This is a genomic window from Bacillus sp. SDLI1 (assembly GCF_001553895.1).
GTDB classification, from domain to species: Bacteria; Bacillota; Bacilli; order Bacillales; family Bacillaceae; genus Bacillus; species Bacillus siamensis.
Genome location: NZ_CP013950.1, coordinates 2556192 through 2581927, shown reverse-complemented (window position 1 = coordinate 2581927; position 25736 = coordinate 2556192). Strand labels below are relative to the sequence as shown.

At 45.4% G+C, this 25736-nt stretch carries 30 protein-coding genes; 11 read left to right on the top strand and 19 right to left on the bottom strand.

The features are described from left to right. Nucleotides 1-23: 23 nt before the first annotated feature. Entirely contained in the window at nucleotides 24-500 is a 477-nt protein-coding gene (gene arfM, locus AUL54_RS12415; RefSeq protein ID WP_060964029.1) for a Crp/Fnr family transcriptional regulator ArfM, read from the bottom strand. A gap of 143 nt (nucleotides 501-643) precedes the next feature. Here arfM and AUL54_RS12410 point away from each other — a divergent pair, with 143 nt between their 5' ends. Then, nucleotides 644-1357, top strand: coding sequence for a YwiC-like family protein (locus AUL54_RS12410; RefSeq protein ID WP_060964028.1), 714 nt, complete (start codon nucleotides 644-646; stop codon nucleotides 1355-1357). 30 nt (nucleotides 1358-1387) lie between these two features. Here AUL54_RS12410 and fnr read toward each other — a convergent pair whose 3' ends face one another. The 4 genes from fnr to AUL54_RS12390 form a co-directional block, all read right to left on the bottom strand. Next, nucleotides 1388-2104, bottom strand: a complete 717-nt coding sequence (gene fnr, locus AUL54_RS12405) for a fumarate/nitrate reduction transcriptional regulator Fnr (protein WP_060964027.1) — start codon at nucleotides 2102-2104, stop codon at nucleotides 1388-1390. A gap of 100 nt (nucleotides 2105-2204) precedes the next feature. Beyond that, nucleotides 2205-3392, bottom strand: coding sequence for a nitrate transporter NarK (gene narK, locus AUL54_RS12400; protein WP_060964026.1), 1188 nt, complete (start codon nucleotides 3390-3392; stop codon nucleotides 2205-2207). Between the two features lie 134 nt (nucleotides 3393-3526). After that, on the bottom strand, nucleotides 3527-5197 hold the full coding sequence (gene argS / locus AUL54_RS12395; RefSeq protein ID WP_060964025.1) for an arginine--tRNA ligase: 1671 nt from the start codon (nucleotides 5195-5197) through the stop codon (nucleotides 3527-3529). After that, nucleotides 5194-5622: a YwiB family protein gene (locus AUL54_RS12390; RefSeq protein ID WP_003151069.1), complete on the bottom strand. Its 429-nt coding sequence runs from the start codon at nucleotides 5620-5622 to the stop codon at nucleotides 5194-5196. The genes argS and AUL54_RS12390 overlap by 4 nt, the downstream gene beginning before the upstream one ends. 291 nt (nucleotides 5623-5913) lie before the next feature. Here AUL54_RS12390 and AUL54_RS12385 point away from each other — a divergent pair, with 291 nt between their 5' ends. Beyond that, a complete protein-coding gene (locus AUL54_RS12385; RefSeq protein ID WP_082761635.1) occupies nucleotides 5914-7059 on the top strand; it encodes a Rap family tetratricopeptide repeat protein in 1146 nt (381 codons plus the stop codon). After that, a complete protein-coding gene (locus tag AUL54_RS21205) occupies nucleotides 7043-7162 on the top strand; it encodes a PhrC/PhrF family phosphatase-inhibitory pheromone (RefSeq protein ID WP_017418707.1) in 120 nt (39 codons plus the stop codon). Before AUL54_RS12385 ends, AUL54_RS21205 begins: the two co-directional genes overlap by 17 nt. Before the next feature lie 122 nt (nucleotides 7163-7284). On the opposite strand, the gene speB is transcribed toward AUL54_RS21205, so the two are convergent. Beyond that, nucleotides 7285-8157: an agmatinase gene (gene speB, locus AUL54_RS12380; protein ID WP_060964024.1), complete on the bottom strand. Its 873-nt coding sequence runs from the start codon at nucleotides 8155-8157 to the stop codon at nucleotides 7285-7287. Between the two features lie 58 nt (nucleotides 8158-8215). Further along, a complete protein-coding gene (gene speE / locus AUL54_RS12375; RefSeq protein ID WP_060964023.1) occupies nucleotides 8216-9046 on the bottom strand; it encodes a spermidine synthase in 831 nt (276 codons plus the stop codon). A 199-nt stretch (nucleotides 9047-9245) separates the two neighbouring features. On the opposite strand from speE, the gene AUL54_RS12370 reads away from it, so the two are divergent. Continuing rightward, a complete protein-coding gene (locus AUL54_RS12370; RefSeq protein WP_060964022.1) occupies nucleotides 9246-11318 on the top strand; it encodes a transglycosylase domain-containing protein in 2073 nt (690 codons plus the stop codon). Between the two features lie 24 nt (nucleotides 11319-11342). Here the strand turns inward: AUL54_RS12370 and AUL54_RS12365 are convergent, their stop codons facing one another. From AUL54_RS12365 to AUL54_RS12355, 3 genes are all read right to left on the bottom strand, one after another. Then, nucleotides 11343-11774, bottom strand: a complete 432-nt coding sequence (locus AUL54_RS12365) for a hypothetical protein (protein WP_060964021.1) — start codon at nucleotides 11772-11774, stop codon at nucleotides 11343-11345. A gap of 142 nt (nucleotides 11775-11916) precedes the next feature. Further along, nucleotides 11917-12435 carry a YwhD family protein gene (locus AUL54_RS12360; RefSeq protein WP_060964020.1) on the bottom strand — a complete coding sequence of 173 codons (519 nt, stop codon included), beginning with the start codon at nucleotides 12433-12435 and terminating at the stop codon, nucleotides 11917-11919. Nucleotides 12436-12447: 12 nt separating this feature from the next. Next, complete coding sequence (locus AUL54_RS12355; RefSeq protein WP_060964019.1) at nucleotides 12448-13107, bottom strand: site-2 protease family protein; 660 nt, start codon at nucleotides 13105-13107, stop codon at nucleotides 12448-12450. A 105-nt stretch (nucleotides 13108-13212) separates the two neighbouring features. On the opposite strand from AUL54_RS12355, the gene AUL54_RS12350 reads away from it, so the two are divergent. Then, nucleotides 13213-13401 (top strand): 2-hydroxymuconate tautomerase, encoded by a 189-nt coding sequence (locus AUL54_RS12350; RefSeq protein ID WP_003151042.1) that lies wholly within the window; start codon nucleotides 13213-13215, stop codon nucleotides 13399-13401. Between the two features lie 38 nt (nucleotides 13402-13439). On the opposite strand, the gene AUL54_RS12345 is transcribed toward AUL54_RS12350, so the two are convergent. After that, a complete protein-coding gene (locus AUL54_RS12345; protein WP_060964018.1) occupies nucleotides 13440-13859 on the bottom strand; it encodes a MarR family transcriptional regulator in 420 nt (139 codons plus the stop codon). A gap of 366 nt (nucleotides 13860-14225) precedes the next feature. Between AUL54_RS12345 and AUL54_RS12340 the strand changes: the two genes are divergently transcribed. Next, nucleotides 14226-15605: an amino acid permease gene (locus AUL54_RS12340; RefSeq protein WP_060964017.1), complete on the top strand. Its 1380-nt coding sequence runs from the start codon at nucleotides 14226-14228 to the stop codon at nucleotides 15603-15605. A 63-nt stretch (nucleotides 15606-15668) separates the two neighbouring features. Here AUL54_RS12340 and AUL54_RS12335 read toward each other — a convergent pair whose 3' ends face one another. From AUL54_RS12335 to AUL54_RS12325, 3 genes are all read right to left on the bottom strand, one after another. Next, entirely contained in the window at nucleotides 15669-16169 is a 501-nt protein-coding gene (locus AUL54_RS12335; RefSeq protein ID WP_007407653.1) for a YwgA family protein, read from the bottom strand. Nucleotides 16170-16208: 39 nt separating this feature from the next. Then, entirely contained in the window at nucleotides 16209-17510 is a 1302-nt protein-coding gene (locus AUL54_RS12330; protein WP_060964016.1) for an HD domain-containing protein, read from the bottom strand. Between the two features lie 159 nt (nucleotides 17511-17669). After that, nucleotides 17670-17894, bottom strand: coding sequence for a YuzB family protein (locus AUL54_RS12325; RefSeq protein WP_003151034.1), 225 nt, complete (start codon nucleotides 17892-17894; stop codon nucleotides 17670-17672). A 202-nt stretch (nucleotides 17895-18096) separates the two neighbouring features. Between AUL54_RS12325 and AUL54_RS12320 the strand changes: the two genes are divergently transcribed. The 5 genes from AUL54_RS12320 to AUL54_RS12300 all read left to right on the top strand — a co-directional run bounded on the left by AUL54_RS12320 (nucleotide 18097) and on the right by AUL54_RS12300 (nucleotide 21969). Further along, nucleotides 18097-18870: an RsfA family transcriptional regulator gene (locus tag AUL54_RS12320; RefSeq protein ID WP_060964015.1), complete on the top strand. Its 774-nt coding sequence runs from the start codon at nucleotides 18097-18099 to the stop codon at nucleotides 18868-18870. Between the two features lie 261 nt (nucleotides 18871-19131). Further along, nucleotides 19132-19446 carry a PadR family transcriptional regulator gene (locus tag AUL54_RS12315; protein WP_012118696.1) on the top strand — a complete coding sequence of 105 codons (315 nt, stop codon included), beginning with the start codon at nucleotides 19132-19134 and terminating at the stop codon, nucleotides 19444-19446. Further along, complete coding sequence (locus AUL54_RS12310; protein ID WP_060964014.1) at nucleotides 19447-20001, top strand: HAAS signaling domain-containing protein; 555 nt, start codon at nucleotides 19447-19449, stop codon at nucleotides 19999-20001. A 97-nt stretch (nucleotides 20002-20098) separates the two neighbouring features. After that, nucleotides 20099-21019 (top strand): ABC transporter ATP-binding protein, encoded by a 921-nt coding sequence (locus AUL54_RS12305; RefSeq protein WP_060964013.1) that lies wholly within the window; start codon nucleotides 20099-20101, stop codon nucleotides 21017-21019. After that, nucleotides 21016-21969, top strand: coding sequence for an ABC transporter permease (locus AUL54_RS12300; protein WP_060964012.1), 954 nt, complete (start codon nucleotides 21016-21018; stop codon nucleotides 21967-21969). Before AUL54_RS12305 ends, AUL54_RS12300 begins: the two co-directional genes overlap by 4 nt. Here the strand turns inward: AUL54_RS12300 and AUL54_RS12295 are convergent. The 5 genes from AUL54_RS12295 to AUL54_RS12275 form a co-directional block, all read right to left on the bottom strand. Further along, entirely contained in the window at nucleotides 21959-22795 is an 837-nt protein-coding gene (locus AUL54_RS12295; RefSeq protein WP_060964011.1) for a hypothetical protein, read from the bottom strand. The genes AUL54_RS12300 and AUL54_RS12295 overlap by 11 nt on opposite strands. Further along, on the bottom strand, nucleotides 22786-23583 hold the full coding sequence (locus AUL54_RS12290; protein WP_060964010.1) for a hypothetical protein: 798 nt from the start codon (nucleotides 23581-23583) through the stop codon (nucleotides 22786-22788). The genes AUL54_RS12295 and AUL54_RS12290 overlap by 10 nt, the downstream gene beginning before the upstream one ends. Continuing rightward, nucleotides 23552-24475: a DUF6895 family protein gene (locus AUL54_RS12285; RefSeq protein WP_060964009.1), complete on the bottom strand. Its 924-nt coding sequence runs from the start codon at nucleotides 24473-24475 to the stop codon at nucleotides 23552-23554. The genes AUL54_RS12290 and AUL54_RS12285 overlap by 32 nt, the downstream gene beginning before the upstream one ends. Before the next feature lie 46 nt (nucleotides 24476-24521). Beyond that, the gene (locus tag AUL54_RS12280) at nucleotides 24522-24701 is read right to left on the bottom strand and encodes a hypothetical protein (RefSeq protein WP_060964008.1); all 180 of its coding nucleotides are present in this window, start codon (nucleotides 24699-24701) and stop codon (nucleotides 24522-24524) included. Nucleotides 24702-24853: 152 nt separating this feature from the next. Then, nucleotides 24854-25717, bottom strand: coding sequence for an octanoyl-[GcvH]:protein N-octanoyltransferase (locus AUL54_RS12275; protein WP_045926605.1), 864 nt, complete (start codon nucleotides 25715-25717; stop codon nucleotides 24854-24856). Nucleotides 25718-25736 lie beyond the last annotated feature (19 nt).

Sequence of the window (25736 nt, the reverse complement as noted above, 5' to 3'; positions counted from 1 at the left end):
ACGATCAAAAAAACCGGCTCTATTTAAGAACCGGGCTCGGCATTTTCATCTTGTGATGTATGCAGATACCGCAAAAATAATTGATAGGAACAAAAGACGTTTTGCTGAAGCATGGCCAAAAAATTCATTTGCAGCCGCGGATGGTAAGACATCATTTTTTTAAATATGCAATAAGGGATATTAAGAATCAGAATGTCTGAAGTGGCATTGACTTTGATAAAAGGCGATAAATACAGCCCGCCTTTTTCATCAATCGGAAACACATCGCCTTTTTCCCACAGCGCAACGGTTTTCGAGCCTTCAGGGAGCCTGCTGTCCATAAAACGGACACTGCCTTTTAATACAATATAAACGGATTGAGAATGAAGAAAGGATGGAGACCGATCAGATGAGCCGCGGATAAACGTTCCGTTTTTTAGCAAGGTTTCCACAATCGATAGAGGCACTTCATTAAACATGGGAAGTTGTTTCAGAAATAATAAATAGTCACACTGATTCATAGGAAAGCCTCCTGTGTTAAGGATAGCTTTAGTGTAGCTCGATTGAGCCTGTGCAGCAGTGATATATTTCACAGCTTGTATGATGAATGTCACTTACCGGAAGGATGACTGCATTTAGAATCAAATAAAAAAGGAGGGTTTCGATGAAGGTGCTTGTTCCGAAGCAGCACGGCGCATGGGCCATGCTGCTGATTCCATTTTTACTCGGGATGGTCAAGGGCGGTCCCGTTCTCTGGCATATTCCGCTCTTCCTAGGCTGGCTTTTCCTTTACTTGGCGGTTTATCCCGTTACGCTCGCCTTGAAAAAGAGACAACTCAAGCCCTATCAAAAGTGGATATATGTTTACGGTTTTCCGGCTTGCTGCTTCTTGATCATTTCTGTTTTTCATAAGCCGCCGCTCATCTGGATTGGCGTTACTTTAGTGCCGCTGTTCCTCATCCATATGTATTTTGCCCGCCGAAAAAACGAACGGGCGCTCGTGAATGATATGGCGGGAGTTCTGTTCTTTTGTTCAGGCGGGCTTGCGAGCTGCTGGCTGGGGACGGGGGCTCTTGACGGCTGGGCTTGGTTTATTCTCTCTCAATCTGCTTTATTTTTTATCGGGAGTTCCTTTTATGTGAAGTCGGTCATCCGGGAGAAAAGAAACAGAGGATTTGCATACTGGTCATGGGGTTATCACCTGCTGCTCCCCTTTTTATCCGCTCTTCTCGGAGCAGGATGGGCATTTTTTGCTTTTATTCCAAGCAGCTTGCGGGCATGGTTTTTTCATGGAAGAGATTGGCCCGCGAAAACGATCGGCATTTTGGAAATCGTGAATGCCAGCTTCTTTTTTGCCGTCATGTGCATGTTTATATAAAAAAACAAGGACAGCGGTGTCCTTGTTTTTTCAGTCAATATTGCAAATCTCCAGCGGACAATTTTCACACTCGATCTCGCATCGCAAATAGTCCAGCTTGTGCAAAATAATTTTTCCGGATTCGTCTATTGAAATAACCCCTTGTTTTCGGAGATCTCCCAGCATACGGTTGACACTTTCCCGTGCCGCCGCGCAAAACTTTGCCAAATCCTGATTTGTCAGCACAATGTTAATCAGAATGCCGTCGCTTCGTTCCACCCCATAGCTGTTTGATAAGCGGATAAGGGTGGAGTAGAGCGCTCCCTTTTTGCCGTGAAGAAGCAGATCCCTGATTTTGGACTGGATTTTCCGGAGGTGGGTGCTCATCCATTTCATAAATTCAAATGTCAAAGCACCGTTTTGGATTAATTCCTTTTCGAGCTTGTTTTTATTAATGACGAGCACCTCGCCATCCTCCAGCACTTTTGCACTGAGCATATACCTTGGCTCTTCGGTGAAAAGTGTTAATTCCCCGACAATATCATGCTTTTGGCAGATTCTAAGCGTCAGGTCTTTTCCGTCAGATGTCAGCTTGCCGATTTCAATGAGCCCTGATTGAATCAGATAAAGCTCTTCTGCATCCATTCCTTCCCGAAACAAATACGTGTGTTTTTCCATTTTTCTTTTCGTGCTGATTGATTCCAGCAATTCATGGAGATCGCTGGAGATAAAATCACTATCAGATGGTCGAACAGAGAGAAAATTCATGAGCTCACCTCGAAGAAAATCACGTTGCGTATGTTTATTGTAACGTGAATTGATTTGTACCCATCGAGAAAAAATTAACAATCTTGTGAATGCCCCAGTGTTAATTGAGGCTCTGACTGTTTCTCTCCGTGTGCGTTTTCATTTTTTCCTGCCAATACATCCATATGACAAGGACAAAGCTGGCTAACGCCACTTCCGAAAGCGCCATAAAACCAATCGCGTATTGGCCTGTTGCCTGAAATACACTCGCCAAAATCAGAGGAGGGAAAAATCCTCCTAATCCGCCCATGGCAGACACAATACCATTTGCAATACCCGCTTGCTTCGAAAAATAGAAAGGCACGAGTTTAAAAACGGTCCCGTTTCCTATACCTGAGCAGACCGCCACCGTTAATGTCCCAAACGTATAAAGGCCGATCGTCGGTGAGAACGATAAGATAATTCCTGATAATGTAAGTCCCGCAAAAACAACCATCAGGATGCGAAGCGGGCTTATTTTATCAGCCAGAAATCCACCTGCTGGCCTGAGCAGCGTTGATACGGCAATAAAGCCAGCCGTCCGCAAACCGGCATCCGCCGGACTCAGTCCAAAGTGCTCTGCCAGAAAGTTCGGCAGATAGATAGTGAAGGCGACAAAAGCCCCAAACGTAATAAAATAAAACATGCTCAAAAACCACAGCACATGATTTCGGTAAACGGCTTTGATTTGGGTTTTTACGGAGACTTTGACCTTCTTCTCATGCCGGTCGCCGAACAAAACGTGCAGCAATGCGAAAACAGCCAGCAAAACGAGATACATCCGCACGGCTGCTTTCCATCCCGCGGCCTGAGCGATAACCGGCGCCGCAAAAGTGGTAATGGCGGTTCCGATGTTTCCGGCTCCGTAAATCCCATTGACGACACCGTGCTTTTCTTTCGGATAATATTTCGGAAGGGATGTCACCCCAATGGAGAACACCGCTCCCCCGATCCCTAAGAAAAAACCGCCTGCGATTAAATCAAACAGAGAGTTTGCGATACTGATCCAAAACACAGGAAACAAAAGCAAGATGAAGCTGATCATAAACATCAGCCGCGCGCCAAACCTGTTCGTTAAATACCCTAAAGGAATGCGGAGAAGCGACCCGAGGATAACGGGAATCGCCGTCACCAAAGAGATCTCGCCTTTGGTTAAATGAATATCTGATGTCATTTGGGAAATGAGCGATGAAATCAGCACCCACACCATAAACCCTGCCACTAAGCTTAATGACTGCAACGATAATTGAATATGTTGACGATTGATCATTCGGCTTGCCCCTTTCACTGATTCAATATCAGTCTTATCATACAAAAACTCGGTGTGCGGGATTGTGAAGTACATCACACGTTTTATATACAAAAAAAGGACAAAGCCCGAAGACTTTGTCCTTTCATGAATGGTTACATTTTTTCCGGAGCCGATACCCCGATCAGCTGAAGCGCATTGTTCAGCGTAATTTGCGTTGCCTTCATTAAAGCAAGGCGTGCGCGGCTTTTCTCTTCATTTTCTGGATCGATGACTTTCTCCGCGTTGTAGAAGCTGTGCAGAGCAGAAGCCAGATCATAAATATAGTTTGTGACACGATGCGGAATTCGTTTTTCCGCCGCTTCCGCCACCGCCTCAGGGAAGCCGCCGATCGTTTTCAGCAAGTCATATTCTTTTTCTGATTGAATATGGCTGAAATCAAGATCCGCCGCCGGTTTAAGCCCCTGCTCCTCCCCTTGGCGAAGCATGCTGCAAATACGGGCATGTGCGTATTGCGCGTAATACACAGGGTTTTCGTTAGATGTAGATACGGCAAGGTCCAAGTCAAAATCCATATGCGTATCAGCGCTGCGCATCGCGAAGAAATAACGGACCGCGTCAAGGCCGACCTCTTCAATCAGATCACGCATCGTGACGGCTTTCCCCGTACGTTTGCTCATTTTCATTTTCTCGCCGTTTTTGTATAAATGAACGAGCTGAATGATTTCAACTTCCAATGTGCCTTTTTCGTAACCGAGCGCTTCAATTGCCGCTTTCATACGCGGAATATAGCCGTGGTGATCCGCGCCCCATACATTGATGAGCTTGTCGAATCCGCGGTCAAGTTTGTCTTTATGGTATGCGATATCCGGCAGCAGATAAGTATATGAGCCGTCTTTTTTGATCAGCACGCGGTCTTTGTCGTCGCCGAACGTTGTGGAACGGAACCATGTCGCGCCGTCCTCTTCGTAGACATGGCCCTTTTCGCGAAGCGCCTCGAGCGCCTGATCAATTTTTCCGTTTTCGTACAGTGACGTTTCAGAATACCATACATCAAACGGCACGCGGAAATTCTCCAGGTCGGAGCGGAGTTTATCAAGCTCGTACTTTAAGCCGTATTCACGGAAAAATGCCCGGCGTTCGCTCTCCTCTTCATGGACGAAGCGGTCGCCGAAATCTTCGGCAAGCTTTTTCCCGATAGCGATAATATCTTCCCCGCGGTAGCCGTCTTCCGGCATTGGTTTTTCGAGACCGAGCGCTTCAAAATAACGGACTTCAACGGAAAGCGCCAGATTGTTAATCTGGTTGCCCGCATCATTAATATAGTATTCGCGGCTCACATCATAGCCCGCTTTAGAAAGCACGCTGCACAGCGCGTCACCTACCGCCGCGCCGCGCGCATGGCCTAAATGAAGATCTCCCGTCGGGTTGGCGGACACGAATTCAACCTGAATCTTTTCGCCCTGTCCGACGTTTGTCTCACCGTAATGTTCACCCGCTTCAAGCACGGACGGAATCAGTTTTGTTAAGTAGCTGTTGTTCATGTAAAAGTTGATAAAGCCGGGCCCCGCAATATCCATCTTTTCAATGGAAGCTTTGCCTTTATCAAATGACGCCACGATCTCCTCAGCGATTTGGCGCGGCGCTTTTTTTGCGATTCTCGCCAGCTGCATCGCCATGTTTGTGGAATAATCACCGTGTGTTTTGTCTTTCGGCGTTTCTAACAGTACGCTTGGAATCTGGCTTTCTTCCGCCAGGCCCGCTTTCAGAACGGCCGCTTTGATCTCTTCCTTCAGCACGTCCTTCATTTGTTCCGCAATATTCATGCCTTTGTTTCCTCCTTATATTGGATCGTCATGTTATGTACATGTTCTTGGTTTTCGCCTACAGTCATGTTATATGTCAGTTTGACGGAGCCTTCCGAACCGCCGACATCAGATTGAATGTTTTTCGTTTCCGTACGGAGCTCCATTTGTCCGAACGGCAGTTTATATTGAGTGAGTGTCGATGCCCCCGGAATGAACCGCTGTTTCATTTGGATGGCGCCCGATCTCATTACGAGAATCTCTTTTTCTGTGATCTTGACGACCGTTTTAATCTTGCCCAAATCATGCTCTTCGTGATAGGAAAGATACGTTTTGCCGTTTCTCACGTAATAGAATCCACTCGATGTAAATTCAACCGACTCTTCTTCGGAGCCGTTATGAATGAATGATTGCACATGAATGGCTACTGGTGTCTCCTGTCTCATGCTGACACTTCCTTTTCATCATCCCGCTTAACCTGAATAGTATAAGTTTTCAAGGGAAAAAGTTCAACCGCTTCCTCCTATCTTACCATCTTTGCTGATTGGTTTTGAAGATAAACATGATTTTTAAGGAAAATGAAAAAACCGGAAATCCTAGGCTGCGGGATAAATGCGGTTCCTTCGGCGGACGGCTTTGTCAAAGGGGAAAAGTTTGCGGTATTTTTGCGCTATCCTTCCGAATGAAAATGATAAAATATGTCATATACATAACGTGGAAGGGAGGGATTCGGAATAGTGGCGAGTGTTGTATCGTCTTCAGCGGTTGGAGAAAAAATCAACGAATGGTATATGTACATTCGAAGGTTCAGCATCCCGGACGCCGAGTACTTGCGGAGAGAAATTAAAGAAGAGCTTGCAAGCCTGGAAGATGACCAGGATCTTCATCTGTACTATTCTCTCATGGAATTCCGCCACAATCTGATGCTAGAATACCTCGAACCGCTGGAATCGCAGCGGATAGAAGAACAGCCGAGACTATCGGATCTGCTCGCGGATATTGATAAAAAGCAGGCCCGGCTGACCGGACGGCTTGATTATTATTTTAATTTTTTCCGGGGGATGTATGAGCTGGAATGCCGTGAGTATCTTTCAGCCATTCAGTTTTTTAAGAAAGCTGAAAGCAAACTGACGTACGTTAAAGATCATATAGAAAAAGCTGAATTTTACTTTAAAATGTCAGAAGTCTATTATTATATGAAACAAACTTATGTATCGATGGATTATGCGCGGCAGGCTTATTTAATTTATAAAGATGAAAAAAAATACAATATTAGATTAACCCAGTGCCATTCTTTATTTGGGGCTAATTATCTTGATGTAAAGCAATACGATCACGCGATTTCCCACTTTCAAAAGGCATATACGATGGCTGAATTGGAGCAGCAGCCGCAATTAATGGGAAGAACACTTTTTAACATCGCTTTATGCCATAATAATCAAAACAATAAAGTCGAGGCTATTCCCCATTTAAAAGAAGCCATAGCTGTTTTTGAAAAAGCTCAAATGAGCCATTCACTTCCGCAGCCCTACTTCTTACTTACACAGATTTATTTTAAGTTAGAAAATATAGATAATGCGTACGATTATCATAAAAAAGGTATCTCAATATGTAAGGAAATAGATGATATAATTTACGAGGAAAAATTTAAATTTTTGGAATATTTATATATGCCGGATCCAAGAGATACATTAATAAACGATTGTCTGCATTTTCTTGAAAGTAAATTGATGTATGCTGATATTGAGGAATTAGCCCTTGATGTAGCTAAATATTATTACACAAAAGAAGAATATAAAAAAGCTTCTGTCTACTTTTTAAAAGTTGAAGAAGCCAGACAGCAGATCGAAGGAGGAGTGAATTTATATGAAATTGAAGTATAAATTACTTATAGTCTGTTTTGCTGTGAGTACGATATTAGTATCAGCAGGGATAATGAATAGCTTAACTCCTCATTATTATGTTTCTGAACGCGCCATGATTTGAATTTATTATGAAAGATTTCATTTTAGGTTTGCGGGGACAATCCCCTCGAGTGTTTTAATATCTATTACAAAAAACCCGGAACAAAGGCTGCTTCTGCCCTGTTATTCCGGGTTTTCTTCTTTCTATTTCACAAACCCAAGCAGCATTTCACGAATCATCTTGCTTGCCGTGTTTGCGGTTTGTTCTGAGTGGTCATAGACCGGCGCGACTTCTACGAGGTCAGCGCCTTTTACGTTGACTTCTGAGCGCGCGATTTCATGAATGGAGGCGAGCAATTCCTTAGACGTGATGCCTCCTGCGTCAACCGTGCCCGTTCCCGGCGCATGAGCGGGGTCAAGAACGTCAATATCAATGGTAACGTAAACAGGACGTCCCGCGAGCTGCGGCAGCACTTTTTTCAGCGGCTCAAGCACTTCAAACTTAGAAATGTGCATGCCGTTTTCTTTCGCCCATTCAAATTCTTCCTTCATTCCGGAACGGATGCCGAATGAAAATACGTTCTGCGGCCCGATGAGCTCCGCCGCTTTGCGGATCGGAGTAGAGTGGGAAAGCGGTTCGCCTTCATAATCCGTGCGCAGGTCGGTGTGCGCGTCAAAATGAATGATGGCAAGGTCCGGAAACTTTTTATACATGGCTTTCATGACAGGCCATGACACAAGGTGCTCCCCTCCCATGCCCATTGGGAATTTCCCTTTTTCTAAAATGCTGTCCACGTATTCTTCAATCATGTCAAGGCTTCTTTGCGGATTGCCGAACGGCAGCGGAATGTCGCCGGCGTCAAAGAAGTTCAGATCGGCCAGATCACGGTCTAAGTACGGGCTGTACTCCTCAAGGCCGATTGACACCTCGCGAATTCTGTTTGGGCCAAAGCGTGAGCCCGGGCGATAACTGACCGTCCAGTCCATCGGCATGCCGTAAAGGATGGCGTCCGCCTCTTTCCAGTCGGGACGGCTGGCGATAAATACTTTTCCTGAATAAGCTTCATCAAATCTCATGATAAAACCCTCGCTTTCCTGTAAAAAAGCGCAAGATTCGCTCCTGCGCCATACATTTTTATTTGATTAAGTCGCTCACAAATTTCGGAAGAACAAATGCCGCTTTGTGAAGCTCTTTCGTGTAATACTTCGTGTCGATCTCGAAGAAACGGCTGTCCTCCACTTCAAGCGGATCGTACTTTTTAGAACCGATTGTAAATGTCCACAGACCGCTTGGGTACGTCGGGATATTTGCCGTATACAGGCGGGTGATCGGGAAGATTTCTTTCACGTCACGCTGTACGTTTGTAATCAGTTCCGGCGTAAACCACGGGTTGTCCGTCTGCGCGACGAAGATGCCGTCTTCTTTTAACGCCTTGGAAATTCCGGCATAGAAGCCTTTTGAGAACAGATTGACGGCTGGCCCGACCGGCTCTGTTGAATCAACCATGATGACGTCATACTTATTTTCTGATTTCGCGATGTGCATGAAGCCGTCATCGACTCTTACGTCGACGCGCGGATCATCAAGTTTGCCCGCAATGGACGGAAGAAATTTTTTAGAGTATTCAATGACCTTGCCGTCAATGTCGACAAGCGTCGCTTTTTTTACACCCGGGTGCTTCAAAATCTCTCTGATAACACCGCCGTCTCCGCCGCCCACAACGAGGACGTTTTCCGGATTCGGGTGCGTAAATAGCGGTACGTGCGCAACCATTTCATGATAAACGAATTCGTCTTTTTCAGAAGTCATGACCATTCCGTCTAAGAACAGCATGTTTCCGAATTCTTCTGTCTCTACCATTTCCAGATGCTGAAATTCCGTCTGTTCAGTATGTAATGTTTGCTTCACCTTTAATGTAATGCCGAAATTCTTCGTCTGCTTCTCCGTATACCAAAGCTCGCTCAATTGTCATCTCCCTTTCAAGGCTTATTTCATTTATTGTAAGCGTCTGTTTCGCTTTTATTCCGGTTAAAATCTCATTTTCACCTAAGGAAAAAGTATAGAGGATGGCGGGGAAAAAGTAAAGAAGTGTCCGGTTTGATATGTTTAAAAAACCCCCTTTTTTCACATAATAATAGAATCATGAAAAAGGGGGTTCCCAAAAGTGGATAAAGTATCTGGAAAACAGCTCAGAATCACGCTCAAAATCATCCGCGCCTGCATCTTTCTGACGCTGATCGGCGGAATGCTGGCCGGCGTCTGCTTCACATCCGTTCTTCTTGCAGCGAAATGGCAGGGCGCCCCCTCCGTCCGGGTCCCTCAGTCTACGATTCTTTATGCAAATGACGGCTCAAAGCTGGGAGAGACCGATTTCGGTGAAAAACGCTACTGGGTCCGGTTAAAAGATATTAATCCGATGGCGGTGCAGGCCGCCATTGCGGTAGAAGATCAAAACTTTTACAGCCACCACGGATTTGATTACCGGCGGATGGCCGCTGCCGCGCTTGCTGACATAAAAGCAATGGCCAAGGTTCAGGGCGCCAGCACCATCACCCAGCAATACGCAAGAAACCTCTATCTTGAGCATGATAAGACATGGAAACGAAAATGGAATGAAGCATTTTATACGATCCGCCTTGAACAGAACTATTCTAAAAATGAGATTTTAGAAGGTTATGTAAATACGATATATTACGGCCACGGCGCATACGGAATTGAAGCCGCCTCCCGCCTGTATTTCGGCAAACACGCCAAAGATCTGAACGATGCGGAAGCCGTGCTTTTGGCAGGCATACCGAAAGGCCCGTCCGGCTATTCGCCTTATATCAGTGAAAAGAAGGCCAAACAGCGCCAGGAAACCATTCTCCGATTGATGACCGAACAGAAAATGATCTCAAAAGAAAAGGCGGAAAAACTCAAGAAAACACCGCTTGCCTATCAGCCGCTGAAAAACAGAACCGCGGCAAAAACGGCGCCTTATTTTTACGATGATGCGATGAAAGAACTCGAGAAAAAGCTCGGGATGACGCGCGAACAGCTGACAACGAGCGGGCTGCGTGTTTATACAACGCTTGATAAGCGCATGCAGCGGATCGCAGAAAACACTGTGGCACATACGATCCGGACCGGCTCTGACATTCAGGTCGGCTTTTCCGCGATTGATCCGGCAACAGGGCGCGTACTTGCGCTGATCGGCGGACGTGATTACGAAAAAAGCCCTTTTGACCGGGCGACACAGGCGAAACGCCAGCCGGCTTCCACGATCAAGCCGCTTTTATACTACAAAGCGATTCAAAGCGGCTTTACTCCGGTCACGCTGATGAAAAGCGAAGAAACAGAGTTTCAGATTGACGATAACGGAGATACTTATTCTCCAAGCAATTACAACGGCTACTACGCCAATAAACCGATTACGCTGCTTCAGGCGCTTGCGTTATCAGACAACATCTATGCCGTGAAGACCCATCTCTTTCTCGGCACGAATAAGCTCGTGTCGGCGGCAAAGGAATTCGGCATCAGCGAACATTTAAAGCCCCTTCCGTCTCTGGCGCTCGGAACTGAACCCGTGCGCCCGATTGAAATGGTCAATGCCTACGCGATGCTCGCAAACGGGGGGAAGCAAATCACCCCTTCCTTTATCACAAAAGTGACGGATACCGCCGGCAATGTCTTGTATGAACAGCCGCACAGACATCAGCAGGCGCTCGATAAAAAAGCCGCATTTGTGACGGCGAGCATGATGACGGGCATGTTTGATCAGGATTTAAACGGCTATACTTCCGTCACAGGACGCACCATTTCAGACAGGCTGACCCGGACGTACGGCGGGAAATCAGGCACCACGAGCGCGGACAGCTGGATGATCGGCTTTAATCCCGCTCTTGCTGCCGGTGTTTGGACAGGCTATGACAAAAGCAGCACGATAGATTCCGTAGAGGAAAAAAGCTATGCGAAGACCATTTGGGCGGACTTTATGGAGAAGGCGCTTAAAGGAGAACCGGAAATAGCGCTTAAACCGCCGAAGGGCGTCACGGGCGTCTATATCGATCCCGCTTCCGGCTACACTTCCGGACCCGGATGCGCCGCAAAGCATTATACGTATTTTATCGCAGGCACAGAGCCCGCCGATGTGTGCTACGGACCGGAACCGTCTAAAAAAGAAAAGGAACACGCTCCCGCCCGCAAGGAACCTCCGCGCAGAAAGTGGTGGGATAAGTGGCTCGGCAAAAAAGACTAAGCCCGGTGCATCGTGCGCCGGGCTTTACTCCGCTTCTTCCTCAAGCACCCACGGGAGCAAAAGTGAAAAGTCGAGATGGATAATAGGATCGGGAAAATCCTTCGGTATAAAAAATGTTGTACTCGGCAAAGAAAATGAAAAGCGGATATCTCCCGCTCTCTCAATATGAAACTTCGGCCCGCCTTCCCTAAGCCTGCCGACAATCGGATAACTGCCCGCATAATGATGCAGGCCGTTTTCCTTTCCATGCTCCCCCAAGTCGTGACAGACAGCCGGACGAATCCCAAACTGCGTAAACAGCCTTGTTTTCTCGGCGGGAAGGAGATTCATCGCCTCGGAAAAGTTCCGGCAGCTCCCGCAATCGCAAGGATCAGCCCATGATTTTTCATATTGTTTTCTCGTTTCCGCCGCATCTGCTTCAATGACCCAAGGCCCGATTTCAAATACGGTGAACATGATGAAACCTCCGCTAAACATGAAAAACCCCGAGTCTTGGTTCGGCTCGGGACTTTCCATGTCCTGATTCTGTATCAACAGTTTACTCAGTAAAAATGTAAAATAGTGCAAATATTTATAAAGTTCACAAAAAGTTCACAAATTATTTTTCTTCCGGAAGCAGACCCGTCTTCAATTCATCAGATGATCGTTCCCAGAGCCCTTGGTCATGCTTCTGAAGAAATTCAGCAAGCACCTGCTTTGAGCTGTCATCCATTTTATCCAAGATAATGCGGCGCTTCATTGATTTATCCATTAAATTCACATGCTCCGGCAATGACTTATAGCCTCTGCGGATACTTCTGTCCACTGTCATTTCACAAGCCGTCACACCCGCGTAATAAGGGCCTTCTTCTTTTCTGTCAATGGTGACCCACACGAGCCAGTACGGTTTTCCGTTCGGCACTTCATCCTTGTTCGGCAGGAATTTGATCCCTTTTTCCACGACACTGCGGGCGTGCATGGCGCCGATATCGACGAAGGCTTCCTTCTCTTCCACATCGACAAATACCGGAGAAATATTGTCAAGGCTCAGCGATCCGGCGCCGAAACCGCCATGTCCGTCGGTCGGATCACTTTTAATGATATTAAATCCGATTGTTTTTTTCTTTTTTTCTTCCATGAAAATACCCTCCTACAAAAGCGGTTGAAATATAATGGCAAAAACCTTGAGAATCCAGTCTCTTCCCTCGCTTAACAGCGGCCACACGACATAGGAGCCGACCGGTGTCACAAACAGCACGAGAAACACGATGATCCCGTAGCTCTCAAATTGAGTCATTTTCGCGCGCACCCGCGGCGGCACGAGATCCTCAATCATCCGGTAGCCGTCAAGCGGAGGAAGCGGCAGCAGGTTGAATAAACAAAGCGCGAGATTCAGCTGAATCCAAATAGAGAAAAAGCGGTCAAGCCCCATGCTGAATGCCGAAAGCAGCTCCATTCCGTAAGCATGCATCAACACTAGCAAAAAGAAACCGATAAAGGCAAGAAGCAGGTTGCTTACAGGCCCGGCGACGGAAACCAGCACCCCGGCCAGCCGCGGTCTTTTAAAGGCGCGGCGGTTCACCGGCACCGGACGGGCCCAGCCGAAACCCGCGACCAAAATAAGAATGGTTCCGAAAACATCAAGATGTTTAATCGGATTGAGCGTTAATCTTCCCTGTCTGGCCGCTGTATCATCACCGAACCGATACGCGACATACGCGTGCGCCAGTTCATGCATCGTAAATGCCACGATCAGCGTAATTACGACATAGGGCATAAGCTCCAGCGGATAATATAAAAATCTGTCCAAATGTAAAAATCCCCTTTTTTTAAAAATGCAAGATTGTCCTTCATTCAGTATACTATAAGTGATCTCTCTTCCAAAGAGAGGAAACGATAAAGGAGGATCAGCACCATGCCGCTCGTAACCGTTAAAATGCTTGAAGGCCGCACAGATGAACAAAAACGGAATCTGGTTGAAAAAGTAACAGAAGCCGTCAAAGAAACGACAGGCGCAGCCGAAGAAAAGATCATTGTCATGATTGAAGAAATGAGGAAGGATCATTACGCCGTCGCCGGCAAACGGATCAGCGATACGGAGTAATCCTTGATAAAGGCCGGCAATGCTGTACGCAGGCCGGCTTATTTCACAACCTTTTCAACCAGGCCGAAAAAGATTTTCTTTTCTTCCTCTGTCAATGCTTCGAACAGTTCGTCAATCAGCAGCTGCCGGTTTTCAATCATTTGCATGGCCGCCATTTTCCCCGATTCGGAAAGCGTCATCCATACCGTGCGGCGGTCTTCGTTGTTTCTCGACCTTTCCACGAACCCTTCTTTTTCTAAATGATTGAGAGCGGTTGTCGTGGCGGAAGGTGATAATGTAACCTCCTGCAATATATCTTTAATCGTACACGTGCCGTGCCGGTAAATAATCCTCAGAATAAATCCTCTGATATTGTTGATACTCTTCGGAATTGTCGCCTCATCAAGCTTTTTCGTGCTCTTTAAATACTTTGTAAGAGCGTAATCCAGTACATTTGCTTGCAAGTTATCGTGCTTCATGCAGAAACTCCCCATTTCAAGATGCATCCATCATCATTTGTTTGTTTTTTATTACATTTTACTGATACCTTACGGAGAAAGTCAAAGTTCCGGCCGGAATGCCCGCAACTTTTATCCTGCCTTGTACAGACTTTTGTCTCCCTCTTTTTTACCATATCCTTTTATGCAATGCTGGTTTTATAGACACGATTCAGGTAAAATCATAAAGGCGGCTGATCTGATCGGATGCGGCAGACAATATGATTGGAAAAGAAACGAAACAGACAGGGAAACAGAACACAGGATTGTTGATTACACAGAAGATGTGACACGGGTAAAAGCCAAAGAGCTCCTCTTGGTTTTTGCTTTCGGATGGAGGGATGCGTGTTGCGGAATATCCTACAAAAAAAAGACATCACCCAGCTGCTTGAACAAAGCAGAAACAGGCAGACTGCCAAAACGATGGGTGGATTTGATTTAACATTACTGGGCATCGGCGCCGTCATCGGGACGGGTGTCATGGTCCTTACAGGCATTACGGCCGCGAAAAACGCCGGGCCTTCCGTTATCTTTTCTTTTATCATTGCAGCCGTTGTCTGCAGCCTTGCAGCATTATGTTACGCCGAAATCGCTTCTGTTCTCCCGGTTTACGGAAGTGCTTATATTTACTCTTACACGACGATGGGAGAAATTATCGGCCATTTAATGGGCTGGACGCTCTTATCCGTTTATATGGTGACGGCATCCGCGGTCGCAAGCGGCTGGTCAAGCTATTTCAATAATCTGTTAGCCGAAATCGGCATGCCTTTGCCGGACAGTCTGCTGCACGTGCCGAGCCAGGGAGGCATCGTCAACCTTCCTGCCATCATCATTACTCTATTAATTGCGGTCGTTCTGTCACGCGGCTCCAAAGAGAGCAAAACATTTAATAATATAATGGTTCTCGTAAAAATCGGAATTGTTTTGCTGTTTATCATCACAGGAAGCTTTTTTGTAAAGCCGGGCAATTGGCATCCTTTTATGCCTTTTGGAATGAAAGGCGTCATCACAGGGGCTTCTGCCGTCTTTTTTGCGTTTCTCGGGTTTGACGCGATTTCCGCTTCGGCTGAAGAAGTCAAAAAACCGCAGCGCAACCTGCCGATCGGCATTATCGGTTCACTGGTGATCTGTACATTAGTATACGTCATTGTCTGTCTCGTCATGACGGGGATGGTTCCGTATACACAGCTTAATGTGCCGGAAGCCATGTCTTATGTATTGCAGACTGTCGGACAAAACGCGGTGGCGGGTGTGATCGCTGCCGGAGCGGTGATCGGGCTGATGGCCGTCGTTCTCGCCCATACCTATGCGGCGACCCGTATATCTTTTGCGATGGCAAGAGACGGAATGCTGCCGAAAGTCTTTACCATTGTCGGAAAGAAATCGGGAGCGCCGATCTTTAATACGTGGCTGATCGGACTGATCAGCGCAAGCATCGCGGGTTTTGTTGATCTGAAAGAACTGTCGGATCTCTCAAACATCGGCGCATTGCTGACATTCGCCATGGTCAGTCTGTCCGTGCTGATTCTGCGCCGCACCCATAAAGATCTTCCACGGGGATTTAAAGTGCCTTTCGTACCCGTACTGCCGATTTTGGCCATTATCTGCTGTTTGTTTTTAATGGTCAATCTGCCGCTGAAAACGTGGCTTTATTTTGCCGCCTGGCTGATCATCGGCGTGATCGTTTACTTTTTATATTCGTACAAGCACAGCAAATTGAGACAATAAACAAAACCAGGCCCGCATGTTGCGGCCTGGTTTTTACATAAAAAAAGACGAAAGCCATCGCCTTTAACAAATGTGTTTCAGCTCTTCTATGTAGTGAAGCGCCTCATCATATTCTTCATCTGTATATTTCTGCTTGCTCTTGATCGTAAACACTTTCTCTTTCTTCTCCTCAGCTTCAAGGCCGTCAAAATACAAAATCGTAGACACCAGCTCCAGAAACCGGGATGAACGGCTGTTGACGCTGTCGATGTACTTCTTCATATCCGGCATCGTCAGCTCCGCGTGATGTAAAAACTCAGCGCCCGTCTCCGTCAGCGAATACCGGTATTGAAAGTAGCCGCCCTTTTTTTCCTTCACCTCATCCAGAAACCCAAGATTGCACAGCTCTTCAATTCGAAGCGTCAGTTCTTCGGAATACGGGCCGTAAAAATGAAAATCATATTTTTCGTAGAAAGGATACTGCATTTTCTTCGCGATATAAATGATTTTCTGCAGCTTTTTCCGCCCGATGATTTCTCCAGAATCCGAGAACACCTTCATCAGTTTTGCATGTTCTTTCAACAAATTCCCGACATCTCCTTTTCCTTCTTTACCAAAATCCTTTTATGTCAGTCCCAGCAGCTGCCGGATTTTTAATTTCGCTTCAGGGTTTTCTGAATCGTCAAAAATGAGGTCCATCGGATAGTACAGCTTATGATCCGTCCGCAGTTTTCCCGAAATGGATTCGACAATAGCGGACTGCCTGGACAGCTCTTTGATCTGGCCGTTCTGCGTTAACAGATGAATCGGCAGACGCTCCTCCTCTTCACCCGGCCGGTAAAAATCATACGGCAGATCCGATGAAGAATCGACCACCAAATAATAATTGGGATCAATTCCCGCCTCTTTAAACAGAGCGGTCAGTTCAAAATAAGCCGACATTTCCTCATTCGGGTTGAATTCGGCATACTGAAACAGCTGGCGGTTAATAAAGCGGCGGCACAAGTCGGACAGAATCTGATCCTCTTCATCCTCCCAAGCCTGGAAATAATATAAAATGATGGCTTCATCAAGCTTCAGATAATCGTCAAGCGTCAGCTTCCCTTCAAAGATGGAATAAAAATGAACGGGAGCATGCGTGAAGATATACCCTTCTTCATGGAGCTGCTTCGCACGGTGGAGGATTTTCGTCAAAATGACTTCAGCGCTTCTCGTCACGGGATGAAAATACACCTGCCAATACATTTGATAGCGGCTCATAATATAGTCTTCGACGGCGTGCATGCCGCTTTGCTTAATGACGATCTGGTCCTCACGCGGACGCATCACCCTTAAAATCCGTTCCATATCAAAATGTCCGTAGCTGACGCCCGTATAGTACGCGTCCCGCTGAAGATAATCCATCCGGTCGGCGTCAATCTGGCTCGAAATCAGGCTGACCACCTGTTTGTTTCTGTATGTTTTAGCAATGACTTCTGCAACATCCTGCGGAAATCCGGGACCCGCCTTTCTGAGAACCTGATTCACCTCGGTATCGCCGAGAATAATTTCCCTCGTATAGTCTTCATGATCCAGATGAAAAACCTTTTCAAAGGAATGCGAAAACGGCCCATGTCCCAAATCGTGCAAAAGCGCTGCGCTGAGACAGAGTTCGCGTTCATTGTCATCCCATTCAGGGCGCCCTTTAAAAACATCGTCAACCATTCTTCTGACAATCTCATAGACGCCGAGAGAATGGTTAAAACGGCTGTGTTCCGCGCCGTGAAACGTCAAATACGTCGTACCGAGCTGTTTGATCCGGCGCAGCCGCTGAAATTCACGGGTGCCGATCAAATCCCAGATCAGCTTGTCCCGCACATGAACATAGCGGTGAACGGGATCTTTAAACACTTTTTCTTCTGATAATTTTCCATTTGGATACGCCATCGTCATTCCCTCTTTTTTTTAGCCGTGATTCTATTATATCGGCTCAGTCTTTTGAAAACATCCTTGAATTTGTCCGGCGTTTTGTTCCACTTTTTCCGAAACTGAATTTTTTGAAGCAAAAAAGCCTGACCCATCGGGCGAGGCTGTCGAAACACACATTTACTTTTTGATCTTCTTTTTCACTTTCTCAATCAGCTCGTCCTCAGTCGGCGCCGACAGCGGGCGGTTGTTTACGAAAGCAAACGATTTTTTGCGTCCGGGTCCGCAATATGACTGACAGCCGACCTCCACTTTTGCATCCGGGTCAGCTTCTTTTAAACGCGGCAGCAATGTCTTAATATTGGTGGCTTGGCAATCATCACACACTCGGAATTCATTAGCCATGATGTACGCTTCCCTTCATTCAATGTTCCTCTATGTTAAATCTTAATTTTAAAAACGAAAAAAATCACATCACATCTCATTGTACAAGGATTCATCTTATCCTGCAAGGCCCTGCGTATCTCTCATTCTTTCAGCCAATTTGTATAAATATTTTCCAATCTGGACATTCTAATACCATCAAAGATATTGGGGGTTGAGAACATTGACAAAACAAAGACAGGACGCCTGGTCAGAGGAAAACGACCTGCTGCTTGCGGAAACCGTGCTCCGTCACGTTCGGGAAGGAAGCACGCAGCTGAACGCCTTTGAAGAGGTAGGCGATAAATTAAACAGAACGTCGGCAGCGTGCGGATTCAGATGGAATGCCGTCGTCCGCCATCAATACGAAAAAGCGCTTCAGCTCGCCAAAAAACAGCGAAAACAGCGGATGCGCGCGCTCGGAAACGGACAGCCGGCCAAGAAGAAACTATTATATCAGCCGCCTGCTCCGGAAGCGGATATCATGCAGGAAACCGCAGCCGAAGAGACGGTTCAAGCAGAAGCGCCTAAAGAAGACCGGCAAGCTGTCATGTCCGGCGAACATATGCCTTATGTCGATGAAAGCTTCAAGGAAGAGTTAGCTAGTTTATCACATTTGCTGGCGCCTCAGCAGCCGAGCCAAAAGGCGGAGCTCACAATGGCAGACGTCATTCAATTTCTGCAGAGCTATGAAGGCAGCGGAAAGCAAACTTCGGCCCTGCAAATGGAAAATGACCGTTTAAAACGGGAAAACCAAGAATTGCAGTCTAAAACCGAGCAGCTGGAAGCGGCTGTCGAAAAGCTTGAAAAAGACCAAAAAACCATCCAGGAAGACTACGAAACCTTGGTTAAAATTATGAACAGAGCCAGAAAACTAGTTTTATTTGAAGAAGACGAACACGCCTCCCCGTCCTTCAAAATGGACCGGAACGGCAATTTAGAAAAAATGGCCGAATAACGGAAAAACCCCCTTTCCTTGTCATGGAAAAAGGGGTTTTTGCCATTTGTCAATGACGTACAACCTGATCTATATTAATGTAAACATTGTTCATGAGGTCTTCTTCCCGCAAGGCCTGCATAACTCGGTTCCCGCCCGTACATAAGCATAAAGATTCAATTCCTCACCCCAAATGGTTCTTGGGAATTATTGATTGATTAACTACTGTGCAATACACTGTATAGAGAATACAATTATTAGATATGATGGGAATGATAGTAAATGAGTAGCCAATTACGAAAAGGAGCGTTGGAACTTTGTGTGTTATCCCTGCTTCTTTATGAAGATTTATATGGTTATGAATTAATCAAGATCATAAGTGAAACGTTCCCTGTATCGGAGGGCACCATCTACCCCATATTACGAAGACTCACAAAAAATAACTATTTAAAAACGTATACAGCAGCTTCAGATCAAGGCCCGTCACGCAAATATTACAAAGTAACAGAAGAAGGCGCCTTTTATCATCACACATTAAAATCGGAATGGCTTGACCTGTCCGAAAAAGTGAACAGCATCATTAAGGAGGGAAAATGAATGTGTAAAGACCAATATTTAAAACATCTCCAGCGGGAAATCAAAGATCTGCCGGAATTTGAGCAAAAAGAGATACTCGCGGATATCAGCGAAATATTTGACATGGGCGGGGCTGAAGGAAAAAGCGATGAACAAATCGCCGGCAATTTAGGTAATCCCAAAACACTTGCGCGCACTCTAAAAGCGGATATTTTCATCAATAATGCCCAGGAGCAGAAGACATGGCGCTCCTTTTTCAAGGCATTCGGCCTGCTGCTGGGTATGGGCATGTTCAACTTCATGTTTATGCTGACACCGTTTCTTTTTGCCTCTGTTACGGTATTAAGTTTGATGGCAATCGGCCTTATGCTGATGACCGGATCATTCTTTCTCCTCGTAAAAGTGCCGATTGTAACAGCCGTCTTTAACGGATGTATTGTCCTCGGAGCCGGTATGGCGGTGTTTATGGCAGGATTTGATCTTTCGAAACTGATATTCCGCATCTTTTTGCGCTATTTCAAATGGAATGTCAGCGTTGTAAGGAGGGAAACCATTGAATCGGAAAATGTGGTATAGCATTGCTCTCATTTTAATCGCCGCCGGTCTGATCGGAAGCATGTTCTTCGGTTTTGACGGCTTTTATCCTAATTCATAAGGAAGGTGTGCAAATATCATGACTGAACCGGCCCTGATATTGAAAAATGTTTCTAAAACCATCAATCATACTCCGATTGTACAGTCAATTTCTTTCGAGGTGAGAAAAGGTGAGATTTTCGGCCTTCTCGGACCGAACGGCTCGGGAAAAACCACTATTTTCAGAATGATCGTACAGCTTATTAAAAAAACGGAAGGAACCATTTCGTTCAGGGGCAGACCGGACAGCGACTTTGAATATTTTATGAAACATATCGGGGTTATCATCGAAGGCCCGGACATGTATCCGAATATGACCGCTTTGCAAAACCTGAAATATTTCACCAGACTGCGGAGCACCCCGCTGAAAACGGATGACCTCATGAATATCCTTGCAAAAGTCGGATTAGAGCAGGCTGCCCGTAAAAAAGTGAAACATTTCTCATTAGGTATGAAACAGCGCTTGGGGCTCGCTTATTCTCTTCTTCACAATCCCGGGTTATTAATTCTGGATGAACCGATGAACGGCCTCGATCCTAAAGGAATGAGAGAATTGCGCACCATTCTTTCTGATTTAGCGAAGCAAGGGGTTTCTATTTTATTATCAAGCCATTTATTATCTGAAATGGAGGAAATTTGCGACAGGGTTGCCTATATCAAAAAGGGCCGGATTTTAGGAATTGAAGAAATGAAGCAAAGAAATGACCCTGCCCAGAAAAAGCTGTTTACCGTCACGGTCAATCATCCTGAAAGGGCGAAAGAAATATTGGAACAGGAAGGTATTCTTCAAGTACAGCAAAAAGACAGCCGCATCATTGAATTGGAAGCGGAAGAAGACACCATCCCGTATGTCATTAAATCTTTGGCAGAGAAAGAGATTCTGATTTCCCGCGTTTCTGCAAGAGCTTTGTCATTGGAGGAAAAATACATGATGATTACAGATCAGGAGGACGCGGTATGAGCATATTTCATCTGGCGCAGAACGAATTCATAAAAATAACCCGAAAAAAAGGCACGCTTTTATCTCTTTTTTTCCTGTTTCTCATCGTTTTGCTGGCCGGCCTTATTATGAATCATGAGTTAGATGCTTCCTCGGATAACAATTGGAAAGAACAGCTTCTCGCCGAAAAAAAACAGGAAGAAATTGATAAACCGGCTGAAACGACAGGCGTTTATTATTCTGCTGATGTTAAGAATAAAGACTATTATTTAGAGCATAACATCAACCCCTATGAATGGAACGGCTGGAGGTTTTTCGGCACGGTTACTTCAAACGGACTTGAGATTTTCGTAAGCTTAACCGCGATTTTAACCGTCAGCGGGGTTGTTTCTAAAGAGTTTGCCCTTGGGACGATTAAGTTTATCGCTACAAGCCCGAACAGAAGATGGCGGATCTTAGCATCAAAATTTCTGGCGTCCCTTCTGTTTACCGGTATGGTTTATTTGTTTTACTGTGTGAGCTGTTTGCTGATCGGCGGCGTGTTATTCGGTTTTTCCAATGCTTCATATCCGCTCGTCTATACTCATTTAAATGACAGTCTGTATACCATCAGTTCCTTAAAAGCATCCGGGATCATCCTTCTTTTGCGTTTCATTTCAATTATAAGTATTGTCACCATCGCGTTCACTTTGTCAGTATTGTTCAAAAGCCAGGCTCTCTCCCTTTGCTTATCCGTTTTACTGCTGTTTGCCGGCAGTATATTGGGCGGAACAGATTTACTTGCCCAATTTACATGGTATAAATTTACACTCTTTCCGCATTTAAATCTCGTTGCTTATGTAAATAAAAACGCGGGTGATGCAATTTCAACGTTAAACATTCCCTATTCCGTGACGGTTATAGCGATCTACTTTCTTATTTGTTTATTGATTTCTTTTTCCGTCTTTCAAAGGAGAGACATTACAGCATAGACAGAGAGGCGGCGGCATAATGAGCGGACGGCAGAAAATACTGACGGTCCAGCAATTTGCCGCTGGCCTTCCCTTGATCCATCGCTAATGGATTCAAATAACCGAAGCTCCCGCTGCTTCGCTGCTGAAAGCGTAGAAATTCCCGCCCTTCCTGTATAAAAAGAGCCTCATCGAATCGAAGAAATTTCATAATGGCTGTGTATTTCGCAACGGCATCAATGTGATACTTTCTGCACTCGGCTAACATTAAACCTGAGAAAGCAAAGTCCGATGTTTTGTACCATTTTGTGAGAAAAGGCTGTAATTCTTTCATTTGCAAATAAGAGACGGCATAAAGGGCATCCGCCTGTTCTTCCTGCATGCCGCCCGGTGCCGTGAGCAAATCGGCCTCCCGTTTCATTGCGGTTTCTAAGAAAACGATCAGCTCTTCCGGGGTCACCACCCCAAAATAAGCTGCTAACACCATGAGGATCATAGAGGCGGGCTCTGATTTCAGTTCATCTTGTAAACCGCGGACCATTTGTTCATGTCCGTTATGAAAAAAAATGCTTTTTGCGGCATCCATCCTGCGGTAAACATGATACGCATACGCGAACAGGACCGGGTGGCATTCATGTGTTTTTTCTCCGAAATAACGGTCTAGGAATAGAATAACTTCTTCTGTATCCTTTCTGCTTTCAAAATGATGACATGCCGCTAAACCGCAAAACAGGTGCATAAGGTCATCAGCTTCCATCTCTTCCGGCTGCAGCTGAAGGTTCTTCCAAAAACCCAGCAGCCATTCCTCTGTTTTTTTTATATTAAAATGTCCCTTTACTATCTGCATATTCTACACTCCAGATTCAGAATCTCAATCGCCGGCAAAAGAGCCGGAGCACATTGAATGGATGGATTCTCGTTATGTATGTAATGAAGGGCTGCTTGACAGCCATAAAAAAAAGGATCAATACACGATTGGATCAATAACATAGTGCAAAGCTGTTTCATTTTTCGGCTGCTGAGACAAAACACAAGCCATTTTTGAATGGAAGCCTTCAAGCCGGGATGAAGCTGATGCCCTCCCTTATTCAAATGAAGAAAACAGTACTCAATAAACTCAAGCTCGTTTTCAGCTGTTCGTTTCCATGCGTCGCAGAGCAAAGGCTGAAACATCGAATTTTTGTAAAAACGGACTTTTTCCTGATCAAATGGCATTTCCAGTTCGTTCAGCAAACCGACTAATTCGGCGTATTTAAAATAAGGCCATTCTTTTTTTATAAGATATCCGTTTTGCAATCCATGACGTATGATCTGATCATCCGCTTGCAATCCCTGCTTCTTTTTATAAGTTTTTGCCGTTAAATAGATATGAATCAATTCATTGACTATGGCCGTATTACAGTGAAACAGATCCTCCCAGCATGGCTTATCAACGAAGGCTGCCGCAATCCTTTCAATATGTTCTTTTAGAGCGGAAGAATGGCTCGTCTTCCTGTAGTATTTGCAGAAGCCGGCAAACAGCTGAATGCTCTTCATATCCGGAAGCGATTGTTCAGCAAAAGATAATAAAAATTGATCTGTCTCTTCAGCTAATCTATTCAAGTTAATCGTTCCTTTCTGCTCTAAGACAGGCATGCGCGGCACCCGCGGCGACAAGTGTTGTATGATAGCAGTGTTTAAACACATCTTCTCTTTGCTGTTCACCTTTCAAACCGGGTTTATGTTGATAGGTGATGCTCGGGATATTCCCTTCTTTCATTCGGCCCTGAAATATTTTATTCCAGGCTGCCTCATAGAGCGGTTTATGATTTTCTTTTTCCATGTCGATATGTAAAAAAGAGCTGCACATCAATAATTCACTGGTAATATCTAAATTCTCAAGACATATATAAATCCCGAGAAATTTCAGGACCTTTTCTTTTAAGGAGGGCAGATGATACTCTTTATCTGTAAGCGAAGAACATCCCATATCTGTTATATAAAAAATCGTATGAGTTATACTGTACGCATCATGGTCAGTCATATATGTATTTGGGATATTTTGACCGGCTGCCGTGTAGCAGTATAAATCAGAAAAATCCGGCATTTCTAAATTTACGCCTGCTCTTTGCAGACTGTACTTCAGATCCATTTTTCGAAAGGGAATTTTAGCAAGGCTTTCATCAAAACGAGACGCCGTGAATTTTTCCAGCTCCCATATCACTGAAGCCCGTGTCGGGTGATCAGTTAAGACAAGAAATTCACCTGCAATAGCCAATCCGGCAAGGCCGTCCGGATCAAAATGAATAAATTCTTCAAGCTGATCATTACGGAGCCTTTCTTTAATAAACTCCGTTAAAACAGCAACTTCCTTATCCTCTGCCTGATTTCTGATCAGGTAATTGGTAAGAAAAATAAGCTCTATAAATGTTTTAAGCCGCCATCTGAAATCATTCGCTACTTTATGATTCATATCAAAATAATGGATATTCTCAACAATCCATGACAGTGCTCCCCGCTTAATTTCTCTTATATACTCTTGTGTCAAACTCTCACCGCCTTTTCTAAGATGCGTAGGTTCCAAACGGGTGAATCTAATTCTGAACGGCTAAATCATTTAAATTCAAATTCGGGTTTTGATTGTCTTCTTGGCTCGGTACTACAAGCACCCAGCCGCTCCAAGCAAAGCTATTGCCTGATTGCTCAGCATCTCCGGCTAACAAATGTGTCGGGATCGTGATTCTTTTTTCCTCTTTTATTTTTTTAAAATTCATATCTCCATCTCCTCTAGTTTATAGAATTATTTGGAACCTACAACAATATATTAATCAAATAAGGGATAAATTGTAAACTAGTTTTAGAATAACGATTCTTTTTTCACTGTAACTAATTAGTATATAATTACTAAAAATAAAAAAGCCCGGACCTAGTCCAAGCTTTCCTGCGTACCGAACACCTTCTCATTCCGTTCCAGCATTCGGGTCAGATTTTTTTCAAATACCATTTCTTCTTCCGGCGATAATCCGGCTGCATACAGGCGGCCGCTGCGTTCCTTCAGTTCGGTTAAAAGCGACAGCATTAAGTCCTGCACGGTAATGTCCGTTTGCAGCAATTCGCTTAAGGAAGCCATCGTTTCAGGCCGGATGTCGGGGTACACGCCTTTTGTGTCATTGCTTTTGTCTTTTAAAGCGGCTTGATAGAAACGTCTGATCAGATCGGCGCGTTCGCTTCCGCTTTTATCAGCGCAGAGGTAAATCTGAACTGCGGTTCCGCCCCGCAGGCGCCTTTGTGAGATTCCCGCGAATTTCCGCCCGCCGATGCTGAGATCATAGCTGCCCGGACAGTACGATCCTTTAATTTCATATGCTTCAATTTCAGCATTGTACGAACGCAGCATCCGCCGCACAAGCTCCGTCATCGCCTCGTAGCCTCTGTCGATGTCGATGCCTTTTTTCTCGTCTTCAAAAATAAGCGAGATATTCAATACGCCTTCATCGAGAACGACCGCGAGGCCTCCTGAATTGCGGACAATCACACGATAGCCTTCGTCCTCCAGCAATTTCACGCCGTCCTCTAAAAACGGCAGGCGTGTGTCCTGAATGCCGAGCACGATCGTCCGGTGGTGCACCCAAGAGCGTGCTGTCGCAGGCGATTCCCCTTTGCCTACGGAGGCGCACAGCGTATCATCCATTGCGAATGACTGCTTCGCATCAAAATAAGGACCGAGGCTGGATTGGTCAATGATTCTCCAGCTCGGCTGCATCAATAAATCAATCGGTTGCTTTCCCATCTATATTAAATCCCTTTCG

What these genes read in the sequence shown, in the direction of transcription:
- arfM (WP_060964029.1), bottom strand. Translation starts at nt 500, where the DNA reads ATGAATCAGTGTGACTATTTATTATTTCTGAAACAACTTCCCATGTTT.
- AUL54_RS12410 (WP_060964028.1), top strand. Translation starts at nt 644, where the DNA reads ATGAAGGTGCTTGTTCCGAAGCAGCACGGCGCATGGGCCATGCTGCTG.
- fnr (WP_060964027.1), bottom strand. Translation starts at nt 2,104, where the DNA reads ATGAATTTTCTCTCTGTTCGACCATCTGATAGTGATTTTATCTCCAGC.
- narK (WP_060964026.1), bottom strand. Translation starts at nt 3,392, where the DNA reads ATGATCAATCGTCAACATATTCAATTATCGTTGCAGTCATTAAGCTTA.
- argS (WP_060964025.1), bottom strand. Translation starts at nt 5,197, where the DNA reads ATGAATATTGCGGAACAAATGAAGGACGTGCTGAAGGAAGAGATCAAA.
- AUL54_RS12390 (WP_003151069.1), bottom strand. Translation starts at nt 5,622, where the DNA reads ATGAGACAGGAGACACCAGTAGCCATTCATGTGCAATCATTCATTCAT.
- AUL54_RS21205 (WP_017418707.1), top strand. Translation starts at nt 7,043, where the DNA reads ATGAAATTGAAGTATAAATTACTTATAGTCTGTTTTGCTGTGAGTACG.
- speB (WP_060964024.1), bottom strand. Translation starts at nt 8,157, where the DNA reads ATGAGATTTGATGAAGCTTATTCAGGAAAAGTATTTATCGCCAGCCGT.
- AUL54_RS12365 (WP_060964021.1), bottom strand. Translation starts at nt 11,774, where the DNA reads ATGTTCACCGTATTTGAAATCGGGCCTTGGGTCATTGAAGCAGATGCG.
- AUL54_RS12360 (WP_060964020.1), bottom strand. Translation starts at nt 12,435, where the DNA reads ATGGAAGAAAAAAAGAAAAAAACAATCGGATTTAATATCATTAAAAGT.
- AUL54_RS12350 (WP_003151042.1), top strand. Translation starts at nt 13,213, where the DNA reads ATGCCGCTCGTAACCGTTAAAATGCTTGAAGGCCGCACAGATGAACAA.
- AUL54_RS12345 (WP_060964018.1), bottom strand. Translation starts at nt 13,859, where the DNA reads ATGAAGCACGATAACTTGCAAGCAAATGTACTGGATTACGCTCTTACA.
- AUL54_RS12330 (WP_060964016.1), bottom strand. Translation starts at nt 17,510, where the DNA reads ATGGCGTATCCAAATGGAAAATTATCAGAAGAAAAAGTGTTTAAAGAT.
- AUL54_RS12325 (WP_003151034.1), bottom strand. Translation starts at nt 17,894, where the DNA reads ATGGCTAATGAATTCCGAGTGTGTGATGATTGCCAAGCCACCAATATT.
- AUL54_RS12315 (WP_012118696.1), top strand. Translation starts at nt 19,132, where the DNA reads ATGAGTAGCCAATTACGAAAAGGAGCGTTGGAACTTTGTGTGTTATCC.
- AUL54_RS12310 (WP_060964014.1), top strand. Translation starts at nt 19,447, where the DNA reads ATGTGTAAAGACCAATATTTAAAACATCTCCAGCGGGAAATCAAAGAT.
- AUL54_RS12305 (WP_060964013.1), top strand. Translation starts at nt 20,099, where the DNA reads ATGACTGAACCGGCCCTGATATTGAAAAATGTTTCTAAAACCATCAAT.
- AUL54_RS12300 (WP_060964012.1), top strand. Translation starts at nt 21,016, where the DNA reads ATGAGCATATTTCATCTGGCGCAGAACGAATTCATAAAAATAACCCGA.
- AUL54_RS12295 (WP_060964011.1), bottom strand. Translation starts at nt 22,795, where the DNA reads ATGCAGATAGTAAAGGGACATTTTAATATAAAAAAAACAGAGGAATGG.
- AUL54_RS12290 (WP_060964010.1), bottom strand. Translation starts at nt 23,583, where the DNA reads ATGCCTGTCTTAGAGCAGAAAGGAACGATTAACTTGAATAGATTAGCT.
- AUL54_RS12280 (WP_060964008.1), bottom strand. Translation starts at nt 24,701, where the DNA reads ATGAATTTTAAAAAAATAAAAGAGGAAAAAAGAATCACGATCCCGACA.
- AUL54_RS12275 (WP_045926605.1), bottom strand. Translation starts at nt 25,717, where the DNA reads ATGGGAAAGCAACCGATTGATTTATTGATGCAGCCGAGCTGGAGAATC.